The organism is Actinacidiphila acidipaludis, assembly GCF_019890725.1.
Classification (GTDB): domain Bacteria; phylum Actinomycetota; class Actinomycetes; order Streptomycetales; family Streptomycetaceae; genus Actinacidiphila; species Actinacidiphila acidipaludis.
Window position 1 is genome coordinate 19,970 of the sequence record NZ_JAINZZ010000056.1, and the last position, 20,909, is coordinate 40,878.

A 20,909-nucleotide genomic window follows, 5' to 3' on the forward strand; every position below is an offset into this window, starting at 1 on the left:
TGCCCATGACCACTTCACTCGTGACCGGCCCCACCGCGGGCATCGGCGCCGCCTTCGCCCGCCAACTGGCCGCGAAGGGCCATGCCCTGGTGCTGGTCGCCCGCGACGGGGAGCGGCTCGCGCGGACCGCTGGGGAGCTGCGGCAGCGCTACGGGGTCGAGGTCGAGGTGCTGGCCGCCGACCTCGCGGAGGACGCCGGCATCGCGGCCGTCGAGGAACGGCTGCGCGACGCCTCCCGCCCGGTCGACGTCCTGGTCAACAACGCCGGGTTCGGCAACCGCGGCACCTATCTGACCGCCCCCGTCGCCGACGAGCTGCGCATGCTGCGGCTGCACTGCGAGGCGGTGCTGCGGCTGACCACGGCCGCGGCCGAGGGCATGCGGGAGCGCGGTCGCGGCGCGGTGGTCAACGTCGCCTCGGTCGCGGCGTTCATGCCGCGCGGCACCTACGGGGCGAGCAAGGCGTGGGTGGTCCGCTTCACCGAGGGCGCCGCCCAGGAGCTGCGCGGCAGCGGCATCCGCTTCCTCGCCCTGTGTCCGGGCTTCGTGCGCACCGAGTTCCACGCCCGGGCGGGCATGAACGCCGACGCGCTGCCGTCGTGGGCGTGGCTCGACGCGGACAAGGTGGTGGCCGCGGCGCTGCGGGACCTGGCCCGCGGCCGTACCGTCAGCGTCCCCGACGCCCGGTACAAGGTGGCCGTCGCCCTCGCCCGCCACACGCCGACGCGGCTGTTCGCCGCCGCCTCGACCCGGACCGGCCGCCGCTACGACCCGAAGACCCCGAAGACCCCGAAGGACTCCTGAGCCCCCGAGACCCCCTGAGCCGGCTGAGCCCCCGAGACCCCGGCCTGGGCACGGGCCGGGGTCCGCTCGGGCGCCGCGGCGGGGTCAGGGCTTGCGGGCCACCCCCGCCCAGTAGTACGCGGAGTGCGGGTCGGCCGGCGGTTCGCCGTCGGGCCGCCAGCTCATGACCGGGACCAGGCCCGGCTCGGCCATCTCCCAGCCCTCGAAGAAGCGGGTGCACGCCGCACGGTCGCGCGGGACCAGCGTCATGTGACCCTGCTGCGCCGCCTGGACGACGTGTCCCATGGCCGCGGGGTCGAAGTCCGCGGTGGGGTGGCTGATGGCGACCAGGCTGCCGGAGGGCATCGCGTCCAGCAGGGTCCGGACCACCGTCCACGGGTCCTCGTCGTCGGCGACGAGCATGAGGATGGCGACCAGCAGCAGGCCGACCGGCCGGTCGAGATCGAGGGCGCCGGCGAGCTGCGGCGAGCGCAGCAGTTCGGCCGGCTTGCGGAGGTCCGCCTCCAGGTAGAGCGTCCGCTCGGCGTCCGGACCGGTGAGGGTGGTCCTGGCGTGCTCCTGCACGATCGGGTCGTTGTCGACGCAGACCACCCGGGCGTCGGGGGCGACGATCGCGGTCACCGAACCGGTGTCGCCGTCGGCGGGTATGCCGGTGCCGATGTCCAGGAACTGCCGGATCCCGGCCTCGGCCATGTACCGCACGGCCCGGCCGAGGAATCTGCGGTTCTCCAGGGCCATGGTCTTGATGCCGGGGATGGCCTGCTCGACGGCCTGCCCCATCGCCCGGTCCGCGGCGAAGTTGCTGCTGCCGCCCAGCCAGTAGTCGTACACGCGCGCGGAGTGCGGGACTCCGGTGTCGATACGGGGGCGGCCGTTCTGATCATGCGTCACCTCATGCGTCATGCGGCCAATCTGCCCGACCGGACCCGCCGGGACCACCACATCGGGCGAACTGCCGTTCGCCGCGCGTCCGCGGGTCGCACCCTGCCGGGCCGCCCACCCGCTCACCCACAGGAAGACATGGCGAATCGCCCTAAAATGGAACAGAAGGGGAAGGGCAACCGGCGGGCGACCCGAGGAGGCGCCATGACGTTCGTCCAGCTCATCGACTGCAGGACCAGCAAGTACGAGGACATGAACCGGCTCATGGACGACTGGGCGGAGGCGACGCAGGGCATCCGCACCGCGACGCACGCCGTCGTCGGCAAGGACCGGTCCGCCGAGGGCCACTACGTCGAGATCGTGGAGTTCCCCTCCTACGAACAGGCGATGAAGAACTCCGGGCTGCCCGAGACCGGCCGGATCTTCGAGGAGATGGTCGCGCTCTGCGACGAGCGGCCCACCTTCACCGACCTGGACGTGGTCCGTGACGAGCAGCTCAACAAGACCGCCGTGCGGAACTTCCTCACCGACCTGTGCGGGCGCGACGAGCCGGCCGCCTACCGCGCGCTGTTCGCACCGGACTACCGGGACCACGACGTGGCCAAGGGCTCGGAGACCCGCGGGGTCGACGCCTTCCGCGAGGAGACCCTCGGCTACCGCGACGCCTTCCCGGACTTCGCCTTCACCGTCGAGGACCAGATCGCCGAGGGCGACCGGGTGGTGACCCGCTGGACCTGGCACGGCACCAACACCGGCCCGCTGCGCGGCATCCCGGCCACCGGCAACACCGTGGACATGGAGGGCACCACGACGTTCGCCTTCCGTGACGGCCGGATCGCGGAGGGCTGGTGGCACTGGGACACGCTCGGGATGATGCGCGACCTCGGCGTCGTCACCCTGCCCACCGCTTGAGGAGCGGCGCCCGCGCAGGCCGAGAACGCCCGCGACCGCCGAGAAGCGGCGCCCGGGCACGGGTGAGGCCCGGCATCCCGAAGGACGCCGGGCCTCACCCGTCGTGCACCGCGGCCGGGGCGTCACCCGCGCCGGCGCGTCATCGCGTCAGTGCGAGTGGCCGTGGCCACCGTGCGCGGCCTCGGCCGGCTCCTCTTCCTTCTTCTCGACGACCAGGGTCTCGGTCGTGAGCAGCAGGGAGGCGATGGAGGCGGCGTTCTCCAGGGCGGAGCGGGTGACCTTGACCGGGTCGATGACGCCGGCCTTGACCAGGTCGCCGTACTCGCCGGTGGCCGCGTTGAAGCCGTGGCCCTTGTCGAGCTCGGCCACCTTGGAGGTGATCACGTAGCCCTCGAGGCCCGCGTTCTCGGCGATCCAGCGCAGCGGCTCGACCGCGGCGCGGCGGACGACGGCGACACCGGTGGCCTCGTCGCCCTCCTTGCCCAGGTTCTCGGACAGCACCTTGACGGCGTGGACCAGCGCGGAGCCACCGCCGGAGACGATGCCCTCCTCGACGGCCGCACGGGTCGCGGAGATCGCGTCCTCCAGGCGGTGCTTCTTCTCCTTCAGCTCGACCTCGGTGGCCGCGCCGACCTTGATGACGCAGACGCCGCCGGCCAGCTTGGCCAGGCGCTCCTGCAGCTTCTCGCGGTCCCAGTCGGAGTCGGTGGTGGAGATCTCGGCCTTGATCTGGCCGACCCGGCCCTCGATCTCGGACTTGTCGCCGGCACCGTCGACGATGGTGGTGTCGTCCTTGGTGACGGTCACGCGGCGGGCGCTGCCCAGCAGGTCCAGACCGGCCTGGTCGAGCTTGAGGCCGACCTCCTCGGCGATGACCGTGGCGCCGGTCAGCGTCGCGATGTCGCCCAGCATGGCCTTGCGGCGGTCACCGAAGCCCGGCGCCTTGACCGCGACGGCGTTGAACGTGCCGCGGATCTTGTTGACGACCAGGGTCGACAGGGCCTCGCCCTCGACGTCCTCGGCGATGATCAGCAGCGGCTTGGAGGCACCCGCCTGGATGATCTTCTCCAGCAGCGGCAGCATGTCCTGGATCGAGGAGATCTTGCCCTGGTGGATGAGGATGTACGGGTCGTCGAGGACGGCCTCCATCCGCTCCTGGTCGGTGACGAAGTAGGGCGACAGGTAGCCCTTGTCGAAGGCCATGCCCTCGGTGAAGTCCAGCTCCAGGCCGAAGGTGTTGGACTCCTCGACGGTGATGACGCCGTCCTTGCCGACCTTGTCCATCGCCTCGGCGATCAGCTCGCCGACCTGCTTGTCCTGCGCGGACAGCGCGGCGACGGCGGCGATGTCCTCCTTGCCCTCGATCGCGCGGGCGGAGGCGAGCAGCTCGTCGGAGACGGCCTTGACCGCGGCGTCGATGCCCTTCTTCAGGGCGGCCGGGGAGGCGCCGGCGGCGACGTTGCGCAGACCCTCGCGGACCAGCGCCTGGGCCAGGACGGTCGCGGTGGTGGTGCCGTCACCCGCGATGTCGTTGGTCTTGGTCGCCACCTCCTTGACGAGCTGGGCGCCCAGGTTCTCGTACGGGTCCTCGATCTCCACCTCACGGGCGATGGTCACGCCGTCGTTGGTGATGGTCGGGGCGCCGAACTTCTTGTCGATGACGACGTTGCGGCCCTTGGGGCCGATGGTCACCTTCACGGTGTCGGCGAGCTTGTTGACGCCGCGCTCAAGGGCGCGACGGGCGTCCTCGTCGAACTTCAGAATCTTGGCCATGCCTGCGAACTACCTCGTCTTGTCGTCGTGTGTCACGGAAACCGCCCCGGGCCCGGCCTCAACGACACGGAAAACCCGGGGCGGGATCACGGCTGCGCGGTGAAGCCGATGACTTACTTCTCGACGATCGCGAGGACGTCGCGAGCCGAGAGGACGAGGTACTCCTCGCCGTTGTACTTCACCTCGGTGCCGCCGTACTTGCTGTACAGCACGACGTCGCCGACGGCGACGTCGAGCGGCAGCCGGTTGCCGTCCTCGAAGCGGCCCGGGCCCACGGCCAGGACGACGCCCTCCTGGGGCTTCTCCTTGGCGGTGTCCGGGATGACCAGGCCCGAGGCCGTGGTCTGCTCGGCGTCGAGCGGCTGGACCACGATGCGGTCCTCAAGCGGCTTGATGGCAACCTTGGTGCTGGCGGTCGTCACGATCCGACCTCCCCCTTCAAAGGGCTCACGGGAGTGTCTGTCTGGGTCGGCGACCTGGTAGGCCCGTCGTCGCGGGTGCCGGACCTGCCCGTCGCTGAGTGCTGGCACTCAGCGGTGCCGAGTGCCAGGTCCGAGACTAGGACGCTCTTAGCACTCGGTCAAGCGGAGTGCCAGGCGCGCGCCGGGTGTCGCGCCGCGGCCCCCCGTGCCCGGCCGGAACGGACGGCCGCGCCGCACTTCCCCCGCCCGCGACCGAGGGGCCCGCCGATCGGGGAGAATGGCGGCGTGGACGTGGAGGTGTTCGGGGAACTGATCGGCGCGCGCGGGCAGGAACTGCTCGCCCAGGTGCGGGAGTACGACCCGGCGGACGAGCTGGCGACGGCGACCCGGCTGCGCCGCGACCATCCGGCGCCGCTGGTGTCCGCCGCCCTGGAGCAGGCCCGCCTGCGCGGGCGCGCCGCCGCCAAGTTCGCCCCGGACGACGCCGCCCGCATGTACTTCACGCCCAACGGCGTCGAGCAGGCGACCCGCGCCTCGGTCGCCGCCCACCGCGCCGGGCGCTTCCGGGCCGCCGGTGTCAGCCGGGTGGCCGACCTCTGCGGCGGCATCGGCGGCGACGCCGTCGCGCTGGCCCGGGCCGGCATCTCCGTGCTCGCGGTGGACCGCGACCCGCTGACCTGCGCGGTCGCCCGCGCCAACGCCGAGGCGCTGGGCCTGGCCGACCGGATCGAGGTGCGCTGCGCGGACGTCGCCGACGTGCCCACCGCCGGCTTCGACGCCGTGTTCGTGGACCCGGCCCGCCGGACCGGGCGCGGCCGGACCTTCGATCCCGAGGCGTACTCCCCGCCGCTGTCCTGGGCGGTGACCGCCGCCCGTACCGTGCCGGTCGCCGCGGTGAAGGTCGCGCCGGGCATCCCGCACGAGGCGGTGCCCGCGGACGCCGAGGCCGAGTGGGTCTCGGACCGCGGGGACGTGAAGGAGGCCGCGCTGTGGTTCGGCACCGCACCGGGCGGCGTCACCGCGACCCTGCTGCCCTCCGGCGCCGCGCTGAGCGGCACCGGCCGGCTGCCCGACCCGCCGGTGCGGGCGCCGGGCCGGTACCTGTACGAGCCGGACGGCGCGGTCATCCGCGCCCATCTGGTGGCCGCGGTCGCCGAGCAGCTGGGCGGCGGCCTGATCGATCCGACCATCGCCTATGTGACGGCGGACGAGGCCCGGCCGACGCCGTATGCGACCGCCTACGAGATCACCGACGTCCTGCCGTTCAACCTCAAGCGGCTCAAGGCGCTGCTGCGCGAGCGAGCGGTGGGGACGCTCACGGTCAAGAAGCGCGGTTCCGCGGTCGAGCCGGAGGAGGTGCGGCGCCGGGTGAAGGTGCAGGGCCCGAAGGCGGCGACGGTCTTCCTGACCCGGGTGGCCGGCGCGCCCTCGATGCTCATCGGGCAGCCCGCCGACACCGCCTGACGTCCGGTCACCCGCTCTCGGGGCCACGGGCACCCGGCAGCGGCGCCAGGCGCCCGCACGCACCGGCCGTCAGACGTAGTCCTCCAGCGGCGCCACCGTGTACCCCTGACGGGCGATCTCCCGCAGCATGTTCCGCACCATCACCGTCATCGTCTCGCCCTTGAGTTCGGAGGGGCCGCGGAAGTGGGCGAGGATGATGTCGCCGGGGTGGAAGTGCTTGGCAGGGTCCTGGAAGGCCACGTTCTTGATCTGCATCGACTCGCGCCACAGGATGATCGCCCGCAGGCCCCCGCAGGCCTTCACTGCCGCCCGGGTGGCGGAGTCGTAGGCGCCGTACGGCGGGCGGAACAGGCCGGGGCGGGTGCCGTACTCGTGGGTGAGCCGGGCCTGCTGACCGCATATCTCGGTGTGCTGCTGGGCGAACGTCCTGGTGCGCAGGTCGGGGTGGGTGAGGGTGTGGTCCTCTATCGGATTGCCCAGCGCCTGCAGCGGTTTGAAGAAGCCGTAGTCGTTCTTGATGATGCTGTCGGTCAGGAACATGGTGAACGGGACCTTCAGGTCCCTCATCATCGCCACGAAGCGCGGATCCTTCTCGGCGCCGTCGTCGAAGGTGACGAAGACGATCTTGCGCGTGGTGGGGACGCGGCTGACCACCGGTATCACCCCGCCGCCGGTCCGCACCGGCTTGACGGCCGGGGGCGGCGGGGGCGGTGCGAGCAGCGGGACGCCCCACCGGCGGAACGCGGCGGCGCGGTCGGCGCCGGACTTCCCCGGACCGCCGCTGCCCGGCGCGGCGGTTCCGCTCGCCGACGGGCCGCCGGAGGCCGTCCCGGTCGGCCGGGGCGCGGCGTGCGAGGACGGCGCGCAGCCGCCGAGGGCCAGCACCCCGCTCACCGCCAGGGCCGGGACCACGGCCCTGAACCGCCGTATGTGGGCACGCTTGACTCTGACACTGACACGCATGACGGGAGCGCCTACCTCGAAGCCGGACCGCGCGGAGGAGAAGGAACGAGTGCGCGGCCCGGCTGAGGGGTGACGCTCGAGCTCCCGTAGTGGCCGGCCGAGGTACGAGGCCGTCCGCGCAGGGAGGGAGGAGGAAGCCCGGGCGAACACGGGACCGGTCAGCCGGGCCGCGCACTCATTCACGGTGATGCGCGATTCAGTCCCCGGGTTCCACCGAGACGGACACGAACCGCCAGCGGTGCACCTCGCGGCGGACCAGCGCGGCCGGGGCGTCGGCCAGATCGGGCAGGTCGGCGGAGTACGGGGCGTCCCACCAGGTGAGCACCAGGACCCGGTCGCCGGGCGCGGTCAGGAACTCGCGGCGGCGCGGCTCACCGGGCAGCGTGGCGGCCTGCTCCCGTGCCCAGGACAGGAGTTCGGCGCCGCGGCCGTCGGCCGCGGCGGCCTCCCACATCAGGGTGACGGTCATCCGTAGAGGTTGTCCTTGCTGACCTCGTGCACATGGTCGTGCCCGTGACTGTGACTGTGGCCGTGGCCGTGGCCGTGCCCGTGGCCCGCGCCGCCGCCGGTCGGCACGGGCGCCGGGAGCTGGGCGTAGCCCGGCACGGAGACGTCGGTGACGGGCAGCGAGGAGTCGGCCGGCAGGTCCAGGGTGGAGGCGGCACGGCCGCGGGCGACCATCTCCGCGCCGAGCGCGGCGACCATCGCGCCGTTGTCCGTGCACAGGCCGGGCCGCGGCACCCGCAGCCGGATCCCGGCGTCGGTGCAGCGCTGCTCGGCGAGCGCGCGCAGCCGGGAGTTGGCGGCCACTCCCCCGCCGATCATCAGATGGTCGACGCCGTTGTCGCGGCAGGCGCGGACCGCCTTGCGGGTGAGCACGTCCACCACGGCCTCCTGGAACGAGGCGGCCACGTCGGCGACCGGCACGTCCTGGCCGTCCCGGCGGCGGGCCTCCACCCAGCGGGCGACCGCGGTCTTCAGGCCGGAGAAGGAGAAGTCGTAGATCGGGTCGCGGCCGCCGCTCAGGCCGCGCGGGAACGCGATCGCCTCCGGGTCGCCCTCACGCGCGTACCGGTCGATGACCGGGCCGCCGGGGAAGCCGAGGCCGAGTACGCGGGCGACCTTGTCGAACGCCTCGCCGGCCGCGTCGTCGATGGTGGCGCCGAGCGGGCGGACGTCGCTGGTGATGTCCGGCGCGAGCAGCAGCGAGGAGTGGCCGCCGGAGACCAGCAGGGCCATCGTCGGCTCGGGCAGCGCGCCGTGCTCCAGCTGGTCGACGCAGATGTGCGAGGCCAGGTGGTTGACGCCGTACAGCGGCTTGCCGAGCGCGTACGCGTACGCCTTGGCCGCCGACACCCCGACCAGCAGCGCGCCGGCCAGCCCCGGCCCCGCGGTGACGGCGATGCCGTCGAGGTCGCGGGCGGAGACGCCGGCCTGCTTCAGCGCCCGCTGGATGGTCGGGACCATCGCCTCCAGATGGGCGCGGCTGGCGACCTCGGGGACGACCCCGCCGTAGCGGGCGTGCTCGTCGACGCTGGAGGCGACCGCGTCGGCGAGCAGGGTGTGCCCGCGCACGATGCCGACGCCGGTCTCGTCGCACGAGGTCTCGATACCGAGCACTAGGGGTTCGTCAGCCATGGATGTCCTCAACGGTGTTCTGTGCCGGATCGGCGAGCCGCATGACGACCGCGTCCACGTTGCCGGGCTGGTAGTAGCCCTTGCGGACGCCGATCGCCGCGAAACCGAACCGCTCGTACAGGCGCTGCGCGCGGGGGTTGTCGACCCGGACCTCCAGCAGCACCTCGTGGCACTCGGCGGCGGTCGCGGCCCGGAGCAGTGTGGTCAGCAGGAGGGCACCCAGGCCGGTGCCCCAGTGGTCGCGGGCGGCGGCGATGGTCTGCACGTCGGCGGTGCCGGCCACCGCGGCGAGCCCGGCGTACCCGACGATCCGCCCGTCGCCCTGTTCGGCGACGACGTATGTCCGGGTCGCGGCCGGGTGCCGGGCGTCGGCGAGCTCGGACCAGAACATGCCGCGCGACCAGGCGTCCTCGGGGAAGAGGTCGTGTTCGAGGGCGAGCACCGCGTCCAGGTCCCACCAGCGCATGTCCCGCAGGACGGCTCCGGTCACGTCGGCAGGACCGCCTTGTAGCCCGCCGGCACCTGCGCGTCCGGCCGCCGCAGGTACAGCGGCAGCGCGGGCTCGAACGGCTCGCCCGCGGCGAGGCGGCGGGCGGCGAGCGCGGCCAGCGCCCCGGCGGACTGGTGGGCGGGGTCCGGGCGGTGGTCGGTGAAGACGTCGGGGTAGAGCGCGGCGCCGGCGCCGACCGACGGCAGGATGGTGACGTCCTCCGGCAGCGCGCCCGGGCGGTCCACGGCGGGCTCGGTGACCCGCTGCGCGGGGCCGTCGTACCGCGCCCAGTAGACCTCCTTGCGGCGGGCGTCGGTGGCCACGGTGAACGGGCCCTCCAGACCGGCCTCGCCGGCGGCCCAGGCCAGGCCGTCGAGGGTGCAGACGCCGTGCACGGGGACGTCGAGCGCGTCGCCGAACGCCGCCGCGGTCACCAGGCCCACCCGCAGGCCCGTGTAGGGGCCGGGACCGACGCCGACGACGACGCCGGTGAGCTCGGCCAGGGTGCGCCCGGCGGTGGCCATCACACGGTCGACGGCGGGGACCAGCAGCTCGCCGTGCCTGCGCGCGTCGACGACCGTGGACTCGGCGAGCACCCGCTCCCCGTCATGAAGGGCGGCGGTCACGGCGGGAGTGGCGGTGTCGAAGGCAAGCAGCAGCACGCCCCCAGAGTACGGCGCGCGCCGCGGCCACACGGGTGGCGGGCGGGATCACCGTACCCGCCGGGCGGGCGCATTTCCGGACAGAACGGTTCACAGAGGACACCGCCGGGGAAGGGCCGTGCCAACCGGACGGCTGGGACGGCCCCGCCGGGCGCGCCCGCCGACCGTCCTCATGTCGGCAACGGCGCCGGAGCAGGCGCGGACCCCGAGGGAGCTCCCTTGCCACGGTTCACCTCCGGCACCCTGGTGGCCGGCATCGTCACCGCGGCCCTGGCCACCGTCTGCGGACTGACCGCGGCCGCCACCGGGTCAGCACCCGCCGGACGCTACTCCGCCGGGCACGGCGCGGCCGGCGCCTCGGACGGCGCGTGCCGGCACGCCGGGCTGCCGGCCGACTGCGGCTCGGGGATGCGCGTGGTCTACAGCGTCAGCCGGCACCGGGTGTGGCTGGTCAGGAACGACGAACGCGTGCTGCGCAGTTACGAGGTGACGGCCGGCGACCCGCCGCCGGCGCTCGGCACCCATCAGGTCTTCGCCCGTGGGGCGCGCGGCCAGGGCGGCGACGGCGCCCCCGTCGAGCACGTGGTGCTCTTCGCGCAGACCGGCGGCAGCAACATCGGCTTCAGCGCGGCAGTCGGCCGCGCGAGGAAGGGGCACACCGCGGAGCCGACGCCGGCGATCCGGGAGACCCGGCCGGACGGCGCCGCGCTCTGGCAGTTCGCGACGATCGGCACCACCGTCGAGGTGGTGGAGTGACGCCGCGGCCGTCCCCGCCGGAGGTCCCGGCGGGGGACGCACAATCCGGCGGTCCCGCAACTCGTGGCGAGAATCACTCGTACGGGTGAAGGAGGACGCGGCCTGACGGATCCGGTGCGCCGGACCGGATCCGTCAGGCCGCGTCCTGCCCGCGGGAGGCAGGCCGGGGCGCCGGCGTGTCGGCGGGCGGCGTGGAGACGGTGCGGGCGGCTTCGCAGGACGCCAGCAGATCCCGGACCGACGGGGTCGCGTCCCCGGGGGCACCGGGGCTGACCTGCGGACGGCCGGGCGGGACAGGAGCGTCGTGGTGCTGGTCCTGCGGGTCGTGGGCCGACATGCGCGCCTCCCCAAGCGGACGAAGTTAGGCAGCCCTAAGTAGGTGCCCGTATCCAGCACACCACGGGCGCCCGTCCCTGCGCAACATCTTCCCGACACACTGTCGGCGCATTCGCCCCGGCGCGGGGGGAGCACTCACCGCGCCAGCGCCGTCAGGTCCTCCTGGGCCCAGCGCGAGCCGACGCCGGTGACCGTCACCTCGCGCACGTCGTCCGCGGTCACGGCGCCGTTCCCGCCGCCGGCGGCGGGCGTGTGCGTGCCGTCCTCCGCCCCCGGGGCCGCGCCCTGCGCGGTGCCGTGGGGGCCGCCGATGGTGCGGGAGATGACCACCTGCAGCCGGGCCTCGGAGAGCTCCTCGACCTTGCCCTCGCCCCACTCGACGACCACCACCGACTCCGGCAGCGACACGTCCAGGTCGAGGTCCTCCATCTCGTCGAGGCCGCCGACGAGCCGGTAGGCGTCCACGTGCACGAGCGCGGGACCGCCGGTCAGCGACGGGTGGACGCGGGCTATGACGAACGTCGGCGAGGTGACCGCGCCACGGACGTTGAGGCCTTCGCCCAGCCCCCGGGTCAGCGTGGTCTTCCCGGCGCCCAGCTCACCGCTGAGCAGGACCAGGTCGCCGGGGGCCAGCAGGGCCGCCAGCCGCCGGCCCAGCTCCCGCATGCGTTCGGCGGTGCGGACGGTGATACGGACGGCCGGAGCGTCTTCGGCGGTACCCGCGGGGTACCGGTCGTGCGGTGTGCCCATATCGGCGAATGCTACGCGTCGACCGCGGCGGTCAGCTCACGCAGGCGCGGCGGGACCGGTGCGCGGACGGCGTCGGCGGCCTCCGCGATCACCCGGGCGAGCGCCGCGTTCACCACTTCGGGTTGCTCCATGAGGACCAGATGGCCCGCGCCGGGAACCAGCACCAGCTCGGCGCCGGGCAGCCGCTCGGCGATCTCGGTGCTGTGCGCGCTCGGCGTCAGCAGATCCTTCTCGCCGGCGAGCACCAGGGCCGGCAGCCCGTCCAGCACGGCCAGCGCCTCGCCCTTCTCGTGCTCGGTGAAGGCCGGGTAGAACTCGGCGACCACGTCGATCGGGGTGCCCTCGATGAGCCGCTCGGCGAACCGCGCCACGCCGGGGTCGACGTCCTCGGAGCCGAAGGAGTAGCGCTTGATGACCCCGGCGAAGAGGTCCGCGGTCGCCCGGCGTGTCCGCTCCACCAGGTCCACCTGGCTGCCGAGTATCCGCAGCAGCCCGGGCGCGACCGCCCGGAAGGCCCGGGCGCCGGCGGCCGGCAGCCCGAGGGTCACCGCGGCGAGCTTGCCGGCCGAGGTCGACACCAGGGCCACGCCCGCGACCCGTTCGGCGACGTACTCGCGGAACTGGTCGGCGAAGGCCATCACCGTCATGCCGCCCATCGAGTGGCCGACCAGGACGACCGGCCCCTCGGGCACGGCCGCGTCGAGCACCGCCTTCAGGTCCCGGCCGAGCTGGTCGATGCTGACCGGACCGCCCTCGGCCTGGTCGCGGCCGTGCCCGCTGCGGCCGTGGCTGCGCTGGTCCCAGTAGACCGCCCGGACGGTGCCGCGCAGCGCGGCCCGCTGGAAGTGCCAGGAGTCCTGGGTCAGGCAGTAGCCGTGCGAGAAGACGACGGTGACCGGCAGCGGCTCCGGGCGGCTGCGGCCGCGCCGCCAGCCGCGCTTGGTGCGCTGGCGCGGCGGCTCGGCCGGCGGCGCCCCCTCCTCGACCTCGAAGTACAGCTCGGTGCCGTCCTCGGCGATCACCGTGCCGGGCGTGCCGCGCAGACTGCCGTAGGAGCCGGCGGCGTCCAGCGCCAGCCGCGCCTTGCGGCGCACCCCGCGGCCCACGGTGGCCCGCTCTATGGCCACGCCCGCCGCCGCGCCCGCGGCGACCACGCCGATCGCGGCGCCGACGAGCCCGGCGCGCTCCCACTTCACGTCGGCCATCAGCGGGCGCCGGCGTACACGCGGGGCACCCGGGGGCCGATCCGGGTGACGATCTCGTAGGCGATGGTGCCGCAGGCCCGGGCCCAGTCCTCGGCGGTCGGCTCGCCGCGGTCGCCGGGACCGAAGAGCACCGCCTCGTCACCGGGGGACGCGGTGTCCCCGCCGAGGTCCACCACGAACTGGTCCATCGCCACCCGTCCCGCCACCGTCCGCCACTTCCCGGCCACCAGTACGGGGCCCGCACCGGACGCGTGCCGGGGCACACCGTCTGCGTACCCCAGGGGAATCAGCGCAAGCGTGGTCTCGCCGGGAGTGACGTACTGGTGGCCGTAGCTGACGCCGTGTCCGCCGGGCACCCGCTTGACCGAGGCCAGCCGGCCGGCCAGCGTCATCACCGGGCGCAGCCCGAAGTCCGCCGGCCCTCCGGTCTGCGGCACCGGCGAGATGCCGTACATCGCCACGCCGGGCCGGACCAGGTCGAAGTGCGCCTCGGGCAGCGTGAGGGTGCCCGGCGAGTTGGCGATGTGCCGCACCTCGGGGGTCAGCCCGGCGTCCTCGGCCTGCGCCACGGCGGTGCGGAAGACGTCCAGCTCGCGCTCGGTCGACGGGTGGCCGGGCTCGTCGGCGCAGGAGAAGTGCGCCCACACGCCGGTGACCCGGACCAGGCCGTCGCGCTCGGCCCGCCGGGCGGCCCGCACGAGGTCGGGCCAGTCGGCCGGCTGGGCGCCGTTGCGGCCCAGGCCCGCGTCGATCTTGAGCTGCACACGGGCCTGCCGGCCGGCGTCCCGGGCGGCGGCCGCCGCCTCGTGCAGCGCCCAGCGCCCGCTGACGGTCACGTCGATGTCGGCCTCGACGCACTCGCGCCAGGGGCCGCCGGGCGTCCACAGCCAGCACAGCACCCGGCCGCCGAGGCCCGCCGCCCGCAGGGCCAGCGCCTCGTGGGGTGTCGCCGCCCCCAGCCACGTCGCACCGGCCTCCAGCGCGGCGCGGGCGCACGGCACCATGCCGTGGCCGTAGCCGTCCGCCTTCACCACGGCCATGAACGCGGCGCCGGGGGCCTTCGCCCGCAGTGCCGTGACGTTCGCCCGCAGTGCCGCCAGGTCGATGCGCGCCCAGGCGCGCGTACAGGTGTCGTTCGCGTCCACGTCGTTCCGTTCGCTCGTTCCCGCCCAGTCTCTCAGGCGAGCGGCGGGAAATCGGCGGTCGGACCGCCGGAAGGTCTTGCGCCCGCGATTGATATGCGCGCATACTAAATGCCATGACGACGATCGCACAGGCGCATGTGACCTCCTCCGCCTCCCCCGCCGCGTTCTTCGCCCGCTGGGCCGACATGGCCACCTGGCCGCAGTGGAACACCGACACCGCGTGGGTGCGGCTCGACGGCCCGTTCGCCCAGGGCGCCACTGGCGCGCTGAAACCCAAGGGCGGCCCGAAGGTGCCGTTCGAGGTGGCCGTGCTGGTGCCCGGCCGGGAGTTCACCGACGTCTCCCGGCTGCCCGGCGCACGGCTGACGTTCCGTCACCTCGTCAGCCGGGACGCGGCGGGCGCCACCCGGGTCGACGTCGAGGTCACCCTCACCGGGCCGCTGGCCTTCTTCTGGAACCTGCCCCTGGGCAAGGGCATCACGGCGAGCCTCCCGGCCGACCTCGACCGGCTGGCGGCGGCCGCCGCGGAGCACGAGGCCGGGGCCGGGGCGGGGACCGGAACCGGGGCTGGGGCTGGGGCTGGGGCTGGGGCTGGAGCCGGGACCGAGGCCGGCGCCGGGACCGTGGCGTGACCGGGCTCTCCACCGGGTTCGGGGCGGCCGAGGAGAGTCCCGGGCTGCTGCTGTGGCAGGTCACCAACCGGTGGCAGGCCGCCCAGCGGGCCGCGCTCAAGCCGTACGGCCTGACGCACGTGCAGTTCGTCCTGCTGGCGTCGCTGACCTGGCTGGAGGGGATGTCGGACGAGCCGGTCACCCAGCGGGCGCTGGCGGACCACGCGGTCACGGACCCCATGATGACGTCACAGGTGCTGCGGGCCCTGGAGGACCGCGGGCTGCTGGTGCGCGGCCCGCACCCGCACGACGCGCGGGCGCGGGCGCTGACCGCCACCGCGGAGGGCAGGGACCTGGCGAACCGGGCGGTGGCCTCGGTCGAGGCCTGCGACGGGGACTTCTTCGCCGCCCTCGGGGACGGCCTCCCCTCCTTCGCCCGGGCACTGCGGACCCTCCGGGGCTGAGCTCGCCCCTGCACTTGGCGACGGCGACCGGCGCCAAGTCCAGGGGCGTCGGGCCGCCGCGGCGTCCGGCACTCGCCCTGCAGGGAGTGCCGGACGCCGCGGGTCCGGCCGTGCGGGCCGGCCCGGAGAGCCGGCCCGGACCTCAGTACCGCAGCGACGCGAGGCCGTCGGGCGAGCCGAGGCCGGTGGGGGCGTCGTAGCCCGGGAGCGCGGCGCACATGGTGCTGCTGGCCGGGCACTCGTGGCCGCTGCCGGGGATGCTGACACTCGCCCCGCCGGCCACGTCGTCGAGGTGGTCGCGGTGGGTGTACAGCCCCGCGGCACCCTTGACGCCCGCCGCCGGTCCCGCCATCACGTACATCGCCGAGACGAGCGGGGTGGCCGCGCTGGTGCCGCCCGCCCGCAGCCAGCCGCCGGGCAGGCCGTCGGCCGGGTCAGGGGTGCTGTCGTACACGGCGAGCCCGGTGTAGGGATCGGCGTCCGCGGAGATGTCGGCGACGGTCCGCCCGGGGCACGCGGCGTCGTGCTGCCAGGACGGCTTGTCCACGTGCGCCGAGCAGGCCGCTCCCGCGCCCGAGGGCCGCTGCACCGGGCCCCACGCGGTCTCGGTCCAGCCGCGCGGGGCGTCGCTGCGGCTGAGCGAGGTGCCGCCGACCGCGATGACCGAGGTGAGGTCGGCGGGGTAGGGGGCGTCCAGCTGGAAGCCGGAGTCGCCGGACGCGGCGAGGATCGGCACGCCCGGGTGGGCGTACGAGGCGGCGCTCGCGGGCAGGCCGCCCTTCGCCGTCAGGTCGTTGTCCGTGACCGCGGACTCCGCGGCGCTGTAGCTGTTGGAGACGGCGGCGGCGCCGAGCCGCACCGCGGTGTCCACGCTCTCCGCGAGCGCCGCCGCGGCGGGCATGTCCCCTTCGACCAGCAGGATGTCGCAGTCGGGACAGGCCGCCGAGACGGCGTCCACGTCCAGGCTGATCTCCACCGCCCAGCTCGGGTCGGCCTGCGGCAGCGGCGCCGCGTCGCCCCGCTGGTTGACCTTGCGGAAGCAGCCGTTGGCCGTGGTGCAGGCCGGCAGCCCGTAGGTGGCGCGGTAGACCGCGAGGTCGGCCTCGGCCGTCGGCGCGTCGTAGGCGTCGACGATGGCGACGGTCCGGCCCTTCCCGGCATGCGCCCGCACGTCGGCCGCGACCGCGTACGCGGACTGGATGTCCGCCGGGCCGTAGCCCGCGGGCAGCGCCGCGCCGCTCCTGGCGGTGAAGGACCGCGCCCCCGGCACCGAATGGTCCGGCATCACCTCGGCCTGGCAGGCGAGTTGCCCGGGCGGCGGCGTCGAGCAGACGCTGACCGGCGCGGCGGCGCCGGCGGTGTCGTCGCCGGCCCCGAAGGACGTGGGCGAGACGGCGGTGACCAGGCCGACGACTGTCCCGGCGACCGCGACCGCGCCGGCCAGCGGCCGGATGAGGTGGTTCTTCGTCACGGAGGTCTTCGTCACGGAGGTCTTCGTCACGGAGGGCTCCTGGGAAGCTGAGGTGGTCACGGTCACCGCACCCGGTAGGCGCGCGGCAGCACCTGGTCGATCCGGTTGCCCCGGCTGTCCCAGGCGGCGAGCCGGAACGAGACGGTGCTGCCGGCCGCGGCGGCCGGGACGGTGTAGGCGGCCCGGTAGGAGCCGTGGTCACCGGTCACCCGCAGGCTCTGCCAGCTCGTGCCGCCGTCGTACGACACCTGCAGCGAGGCACCGGCCACGGCCGCGGCGGCGGCGTACTGCTGCCGCGTCACGGTGAGGCCGAGGGTGTGCGGGCCGGGCGTGACCTGGTGCTGGAGGTCGGCGTCGGTGCTGGTCGAGGCGAACAGCAGCGGCAGCGCGGCGCAGGAGTCCACGGGCCCGGCGCAGTGCACCCGGTCCGGCAGGGCCGCGCCCTTGCCCGGGTCGGCGGTGAAGGTCCAGGTCGTGTCGGTGCCCGGCGACAGGTCCTGCCCGTTGCGGGCGGTCCGCTGCTCCAGGCGGTAGGTCGCGCGGCCCGCCGGGACGGGGACGCTCGCCTCGAACAGGCCGTCGTCGCCGGTGGCCAGCAGCGTGCCGTCGCGGGTCAGGCTGACGGAGTTCGTCTCGTCGAAGCCCAGGCCGATCGTGCCGGGCGAGCTGTCGCCGTCGGAGCCGATGGCGAAGACCATGGTGTCCGCGCTCGCGCACGCGCCGCAGTAGACGGCCGCGTTGCCGATGTCGAGCTGCACGCTCGGATGCGGGGCGCCGGCCTCCCAGGTCTCGGACAGCCGGGCGCCGGGGCGGTAGACGGTGTCGGCGCCGGTGAGCGTGTTCGCGGTCTGCTCGTCCTCCACCTGGGTCCGCCAGTTGAGGCCGGTGGACGAGCCGATGTACTCGGTGCGGACCGTGCCGGGCGTCAGGAACTCGAAGCCGGTGGCGGTCTGCATGCCCGCCGTCGACGCCCACAGCGGCGTCACGTTCTCCACCAGCAGGTCGGTGCCGGTGGCCCCGGCGGGCGCGGAGTACGTCCGGGTGACCGTGGCCAGCGACGACTGCGCGACCGAGGCCGGGTACGAACTCGGCAGGTGGTCGTAGGAGTTGGCGAGGTGGTACGCGTACGGCTGCGTGCCGTCCGGCGAGGCGAGGTCGGTGGTGGTCACCGCGGCGAACCGGCCGTGACTAACGGGCGCCGTGGTGTTGAGGGTGAGGCCGGACGGCGAGGAGCCCATGTTCTGGATCTGCAGGACCGGGCCGGCGTCGTCGCCGCTCGGCGTGCCGTCGCTGCGGTACAGGGACAGCTCGGTGTTGGTGAGCGTCGCCGGGCGGGGCGTGGCCGGCACCGGGATCTCGTGCGTGGAGGTGCGGGCGTCCAGCGTGATGCTGGTGCCGTCGCCGACCGTCACGTCGGGCGCGACGGTGATGTGCGAGGTGTCGACGTACACGGCCGCGTAGTGGCCGGTCGGCACGGCCATCCTCAGGCTGCCGTTGACCACGCCGAAGAGCTGGTTCGCATAGGTGGTGTGGTCCGCGTCGACGAGGAAGAGCAGCCCCTGGAAGGCGGGCCGCCCCTGGTCGTTGATCAGGTGCGTGGTCAACCGGCCCATCGTGTAAGGCCGGTGGGCGGCGGCCGCCGCCGCGGGCCGCGCGGCGGGCGCGAGCCAGTCGCCGGCGCAGGTCCGCGCCGCGAGCGCGGTGGTGTCGTACGCGGCCAGGCTCCTCGTCGCGGCGTGCACGGCGACGTCCTGCGGGACGAGGTACTGGTGGCCCTCGTCGCGGAAGCCGAGCATCGTCCGGCCGGCGGCCGCGGCCGGGTCGGTGAGGCGGGTGCCGTCGGAGGTGACGGTCGCCTGGAGCCCGCCGGGCAGCGTGACGCGGCAGTGCGCGGCGGCGGTGTGCGCGGCGGCGGTCGGGGTGAAGGCCGCGGGCGGCGCGCCCTGGGCGTGGGACGCCGGCACGACGAACAGGCCGCAGGCGGCGGCGAGTCCGAGGGCCAGCAGCGGGCGCCTGCGGTGCCCGGGCAGGGGTATGCGTCGATTCACTGCGGTGGTCGCCTTTCGGTGGTCGGGATCCCGGAGCGTCCGCTTCACACGGGCTCGTAGCCGGTGAAGGGGTCGTCGTCCGGGTCCGTCGGGGGCCGGGTGGCTTCGGGAGGGTTCTGCTCCTCCTCGGACGGCGCGGGGCCGTCCGGAGGGCGTGGTCCGGCCGGACGCCCGTCGTTCGGGGCGTCCTCACCAGAACGGGTCACGATGCTGGTCTCCGTTGACTGTCGGGGGAGGCGGTGCGCGCGACGTGAGTATCGCCACCTCCGCGACTGCGGAGCGATCAGTCACCTGACCTAAAGTTCACCGCCCCGCCGCCTGAAAGCCCCCGGCCCGGGCCGCGCAGGCCCCGCAGGGGCGCGAGGAACCGCGCGACAAGCCACAACGCACCGTCAGACGCCGACGAGCAGCCCGGGGGGCACCCCGGAAGCCGCACAGGGGCACGGGAACCTACCCGAGCTCAGGACAGGGCGTTGCGCCACGCAGTGGGCACCGCATCGGCCACGTCCAGCGCCGACAGCGGCCCCTCGGCCAGCCGCGCGGCCAGCCCGTGCAGATACGCCCCGACGGACGCCGCGTCGACCGGCGCGAGCCCCGCCGCCAGCAGCGACCCGGTGAGCCCGGACAGCACGTCCCCGCTGCCCGCCGTGGCCAGCCACGGCGTCCCCGTCGCGTTCACCCGTACCGCCCGGCCCTCGTCGGGCCCGGCCACCACCGTGGTGGACCCCTTGAGCAAGACGGTCGCCCCGAAGCGCCGCGCCAACTCCCGTACCGCGTCGAGGCGTCGGGCCTCGACCTCCTCCCGGGCGCGCCCGAGCAGCGCCGCCGCCTCCCCGGCGTGAGGGGTCAGCACCGTCGGCGCCTGCCGCCTCCGCAGCGTCTCGGCGTCGAGCAGCCGCAGTCCGTCCGCGTCGACCAGCACCGGCACGTCGGAGGCCAGCACCTGCTCCACCGCCGTGCGGGCGTCCGCCGTGTCGCCGAGCCCGGGCCCGACCACCCAGGCCTGGACGCGGCCCGCGGCGTGCGGCGGGCCCGCGGAGACCAGCGTCTCCGGGTGCGCGGCGAGCACCGCGTCCCCGCCCGGCCCCGCGTACCGCACGGCCCCCGCACCCGCGCGCAGCGCACCGGACACGGCGAGCACCGCCGCGCCGGGGTACCGCTGCGAACCGGCGGCGATGCCCACGACACCCCGCCGGTACTTGTCGCTCTCCCCCGTCGGCCGCGGCAGCAGCGCCGCGACGTCCGCGTGCTGGAGCGCTTCGAGCGCCGGGGCGCCGAGGTCGGGGCCGAGGCCGATGTCGATGAGCCGCAGCGCGCCGACCGATGCGGCCGCCGGGTCGACGAGCAGGCCCGGCTTGTACGTGCCGAAGGTGACGGTGACGTCCGCGTGGACGGCCGGGCCCTGCACCTCGCCGGTGTCGGCGTCCACGCCGCTGGGCAAGTCCACGGCGACGACGGCCGCCCGTGCCTCGTGGGCCGCCTCCGCCAGTGGGACGGCCTCCGGGCGGAGCCCGCCCTTGCCGCCGATGCCGGTGATGCCGTCCAGGACGAGGTCGGCGCGGGCGATCGCCGCCGCGCCGTCGCGGGCCTCGACGACCCGGCCGCCGGTGGCCCGCAGCGCGGCCAGCCCCTCCTGGTGGGCGCGGTCGGGGACGAGCAGCACCGCGGTGGCCTGCGCGCCGCGCCGGGCGAGCCGGGCGGCGGCGTAGAGGGCGTCGCCGCCATTGGAGCCGCTGCCGGTGAGGACCACGATCCGGGTGCCGTACACCCGGCCGAGGGCGTCCGCGCAGACCGCGGCGAGTCCGGCGGCGGCCCGCTGCATCAGCGCGCCCTCGGGGAGCCGCGCCATCAGGGCCTGTTCCGCGGCCCGGACGGTCTCGACGGTGTGCCCGTACCTCATCGTGATCCTCCCGCGCTCGGTGCGCCCGAGCTTACGGACGCCGTACCCCCCTTGCCAGGCAGCACAACATCACGTCACCCGCCCCCGTCGCGGACGGCCTCTTACCTGACCCGGCCGCTCCGGGAGCCCGAGCGTCAGCCCTCCGCCTTTTCGGTCGGGCTTCCTCCTCCCTCCCTCCGCGGACGGCCTCTCCCTCCTTGCCCGCCATCGGGCA

General features: G+C 74.7%; 22 protein-coding genes. 6 read left to right on the forward strand and 16 right to left on the reverse strand.

The features are described 5' to 3' along the window. Nucleotides 1–5 precede the first annotated feature (5 nt). A complete protein-coding gene (locus K7862_RS29860) occupies nt 6–803 on the forward strand; it encodes an SDR family NAD(P)-dependent oxidoreductase (protein ID WP_222967888.1) in 798 nt (265 codons plus the stop codon). Nucleotides 804–887: 84 nt separating this feature from the next. Here K7862_RS29860 and K7862_RS29865 read toward each other — a convergent pair whose 3' ends face one another. Continuing rightward, nucleotides 888–1,706, reverse strand: coding sequence for an SAM-dependent methyltransferase (locus K7862_RS29865; RefSeq protein WP_222967889.1), 819 nt, complete (start codon nt 1,704–1,706; stop codon nt 888–890). A 183-nt stretch (nt 1,707–1,889) separates the two neighbouring features. Between K7862_RS29865 and K7862_RS29870 the strand changes: the two genes are divergently transcribed. Continuing rightward, nucleotides 1,890–2,597, forward strand: a complete 708-nt coding sequence (locus tag K7862_RS29870; RefSeq protein ID WP_222967891.1) for an ester cyclase — start codon at nt 1,890–1,892, stop codon at nt 2,595–2,597. A gap of 147 nt (nt 2,598–2,744) precedes the next feature. Here the strand turns inward: K7862_RS29870 and groL are convergent, their stop codons facing one another. Further along, complete coding sequence (groL, locus tag K7862_RS29875; RefSeq protein ID WP_222967892.1) at nt 2,745–4,370, reverse strand: chaperonin GroEL; 1,626 nt, start codon at nt 4,368–4,370, stop codon at nt 2,745–2,747. 113 nt (nt 4,371–4,483) lie between these two features. Continuing rightward, nucleotides 4,484–4,792, reverse strand: a complete 309-nt coding sequence (groES, locus tag K7862_RS29880; RefSeq protein WP_075017238.1) for a co-chaperone GroES — start codon at nt 4,790–4,792, stop codon at nt 4,484–4,486. Between the two features lie 291 nt (nt 4,793–5,083). On the opposite strand from groES, the gene K7862_RS29885 reads away from it, so the two are divergent. Next, nucleotides 5,084–6,256, forward strand: a complete 1,173-nt coding sequence (locus K7862_RS29885) for a THUMP-like domain-containing protein (protein WP_443611937.1) — start codon at nt 5,084–5,086, stop codon at nt 6,254–6,256. A 69-nt stretch (nt 6,257–6,325) separates the two neighbouring features. Here the strand turns inward: K7862_RS29885 and K7862_RS29890 are convergent, their stop codons facing one another. The 5 genes from K7862_RS29890 to tsaB form a co-directional block, all read right to left on the reverse strand. Beyond that, nucleotides 6,326–7,168 (reverse strand): polysaccharide deacetylase family protein, encoded by an 843-nt coding sequence (locus tag K7862_RS29890; protein ID WP_308012264.1) that lies wholly within the window; start codon nt 7,166–7,168, stop codon nt 6,326–6,328. A 247-nt stretch (nt 7,169–7,415) separates the two neighbouring features. Then, on the reverse strand, nt 7,416–7,688 hold the full coding sequence (locus K7862_RS29895; protein WP_222967895.1) for a hypothetical protein: 273 nt from the start codon (nt 7,686–7,688) through the stop codon (nt 7,416–7,418). Beyond that, nucleotides 7,685–8,857, reverse strand: coding sequence for a tRNA (adenosine(37)-N6)-threonylcarbamoyltransferase complex transferase subunit TsaD (gene tsaD / locus K7862_RS29900; protein ID WP_222967896.1), 1,173 nt, complete (start codon nt 8,855–8,857; stop codon nt 7,685–7,687). Before tsaD ends, K7862_RS29895 begins: the two co-directional genes overlap by 4 nt. Continuing rightward, entirely contained in the window at nt 8,850–9,323 is a 474-nt protein-coding gene (gene rimI / locus K7862_RS29905; protein ID WP_222967930.1) for a ribosomal protein S18-alanine N-acetyltransferase, read from the reverse strand. Before rimI ends, tsaD begins: the two co-directional genes overlap by 8 nt. A gap of 20 nt (nt 9,324–9,343) precedes the next feature. Further along, nucleotides 9,344–10,009, reverse strand: coding sequence for a tRNA (adenosine(37)-N6)-threonylcarbamoyltransferase complex dimerization subunit type 1 TsaB (tsaB, locus tag K7862_RS29910; protein ID WP_222967897.1), 666 nt, complete (start codon nt 10,007–10,009; stop codon nt 9,344–9,346). A 219-nt stretch (nt 10,010–10,228) separates the two neighbouring features. On the opposite strand from tsaB, the gene K7862_RS29915 reads away from it, so the two are divergent. Next, nucleotides 10,229–10,765, forward strand: a complete 537-nt coding sequence (locus tag K7862_RS29915; RefSeq protein ID WP_222967898.1) for a L,D-transpeptidase — start codon at nt 10,229–10,231, stop codon at nt 10,763–10,765. 133 nt (nt 10,766–10,898) lie between these two features. On the opposite strand, the gene K7862_RS29920 is transcribed toward K7862_RS29915, so the two are convergent. From K7862_RS29920 to alr, 4 genes are all read right to left on the reverse strand, one after another. After that, entirely contained in the window at nt 10,899–11,102 is a 204-nt protein-coding gene (locus K7862_RS29920) for a hypothetical protein (RefSeq protein ID WP_222967899.1), read from the reverse strand. 134 nt (nt 11,103–11,236) lie between these two features. After that, nucleotides 11,237–11,851 (reverse strand): tRNA (adenosine(37)-N6)-threonylcarbamoyltransferase complex ATPase subunit type 1 TsaE, encoded by a 615-nt coding sequence (gene tsaE / locus K7862_RS29925; protein WP_222967900.1) that lies wholly within the window; start codon nt 11,849–11,851, stop codon nt 11,237–11,239. An 11-nt stretch (nt 11,852–11,862) separates the two neighbouring features. Next, nucleotides 11,863–13,056 (reverse strand): alpha/beta fold hydrolase, encoded by a 1,194-nt coding sequence (locus tag K7862_RS29930; protein ID WP_222967901.1) that lies wholly within the window; start codon nt 13,054–13,056, stop codon nt 11,863–11,865. Then, the gene (gene alr / locus K7862_RS29935) at nt 13,056–14,201 is read right to left on the reverse strand and encodes an alanine racemase (protein ID WP_222967902.1); all 1,146 of its coding nucleotides are present in this window, start codon (nt 14,199–14,201) and stop codon (nt 13,056–13,058) included. Before alr ends, K7862_RS29930 begins: the two co-directional genes overlap by 1 nt. A 113-nt stretch (nt 14,202–14,314) precedes the next feature. On the opposite strand from alr, the gene K7862_RS29940 reads away from it, so the two are divergent. Both K7862_RS29940 and K7862_RS29945 read left to right on the forward strand, forming a co-directional pair. Continuing rightward, complete coding sequence (locus K7862_RS29940) at nt 14,315–14,833, forward strand: SRPBCC family protein (protein WP_222967903.1); 519 nt, start codon at nt 14,315–14,317, stop codon at nt 14,831–14,833. Next, nucleotides 14,830–15,276 carry a MarR family winged helix-turn-helix transcriptional regulator gene (locus K7862_RS29945; protein WP_222967904.1) on the forward strand — a complete coding sequence of 149 codons (447 nt, stop codon included), beginning with the start codon at nt 14,830–14,832 and terminating at the stop codon, nt 15,274–15,276. The genes K7862_RS29940 and K7862_RS29945 overlap by 4 nt, the downstream gene beginning before the upstream one ends. Before the next feature lie 142 nt (nt 15,277–15,418). On the opposite strand, the gene K7862_RS29950 is transcribed toward K7862_RS29945, so the two are convergent. The 4 genes from K7862_RS29950 to K7862_RS29965 form a co-directional block, all read right to left on the reverse strand. Then, nucleotides 15,419–16,777 carry a S53 family peptidase gene (locus K7862_RS29950; protein WP_222967905.1) on the reverse strand — a complete coding sequence of 453 codons (1,359 nt, stop codon included), beginning with the start codon at nt 16,775–16,777 and terminating at the stop codon, nt 15,419–15,421. A gap of 32 nt (nt 16,778–16,809) precedes the next feature. After that, entirely contained in the window at nt 16,810–18,795 is a 1,986-nt protein-coding gene (locus K7862_RS29955; RefSeq protein WP_222967906.1) for a hypothetical protein, read from the reverse strand. Between the two features lie 44 nt (nt 18,796–18,839). Further along, nucleotides 18,840–19,001 carry a hypothetical protein gene (locus tag K7862_RS29960; RefSeq protein ID WP_222967908.1) on the reverse strand — a complete coding sequence of 54 codons (162 nt, stop codon included), beginning with the start codon at nt 18,999–19,001 and terminating at the stop codon, nt 18,840–18,842. Between the two features lie 254 nt (nt 19,002–19,255). Beyond that, nucleotides 19,256–20,695 (reverse strand): NAD(P)H-hydrate dehydratase, encoded by a 1,440-nt coding sequence (locus tag K7862_RS29965; protein ID WP_222967910.1) that lies wholly within the window; start codon nt 20,693–20,695, stop codon nt 19,256–19,258. Nucleotides 20,696–20,909 lie beyond the last annotated feature (214 nt).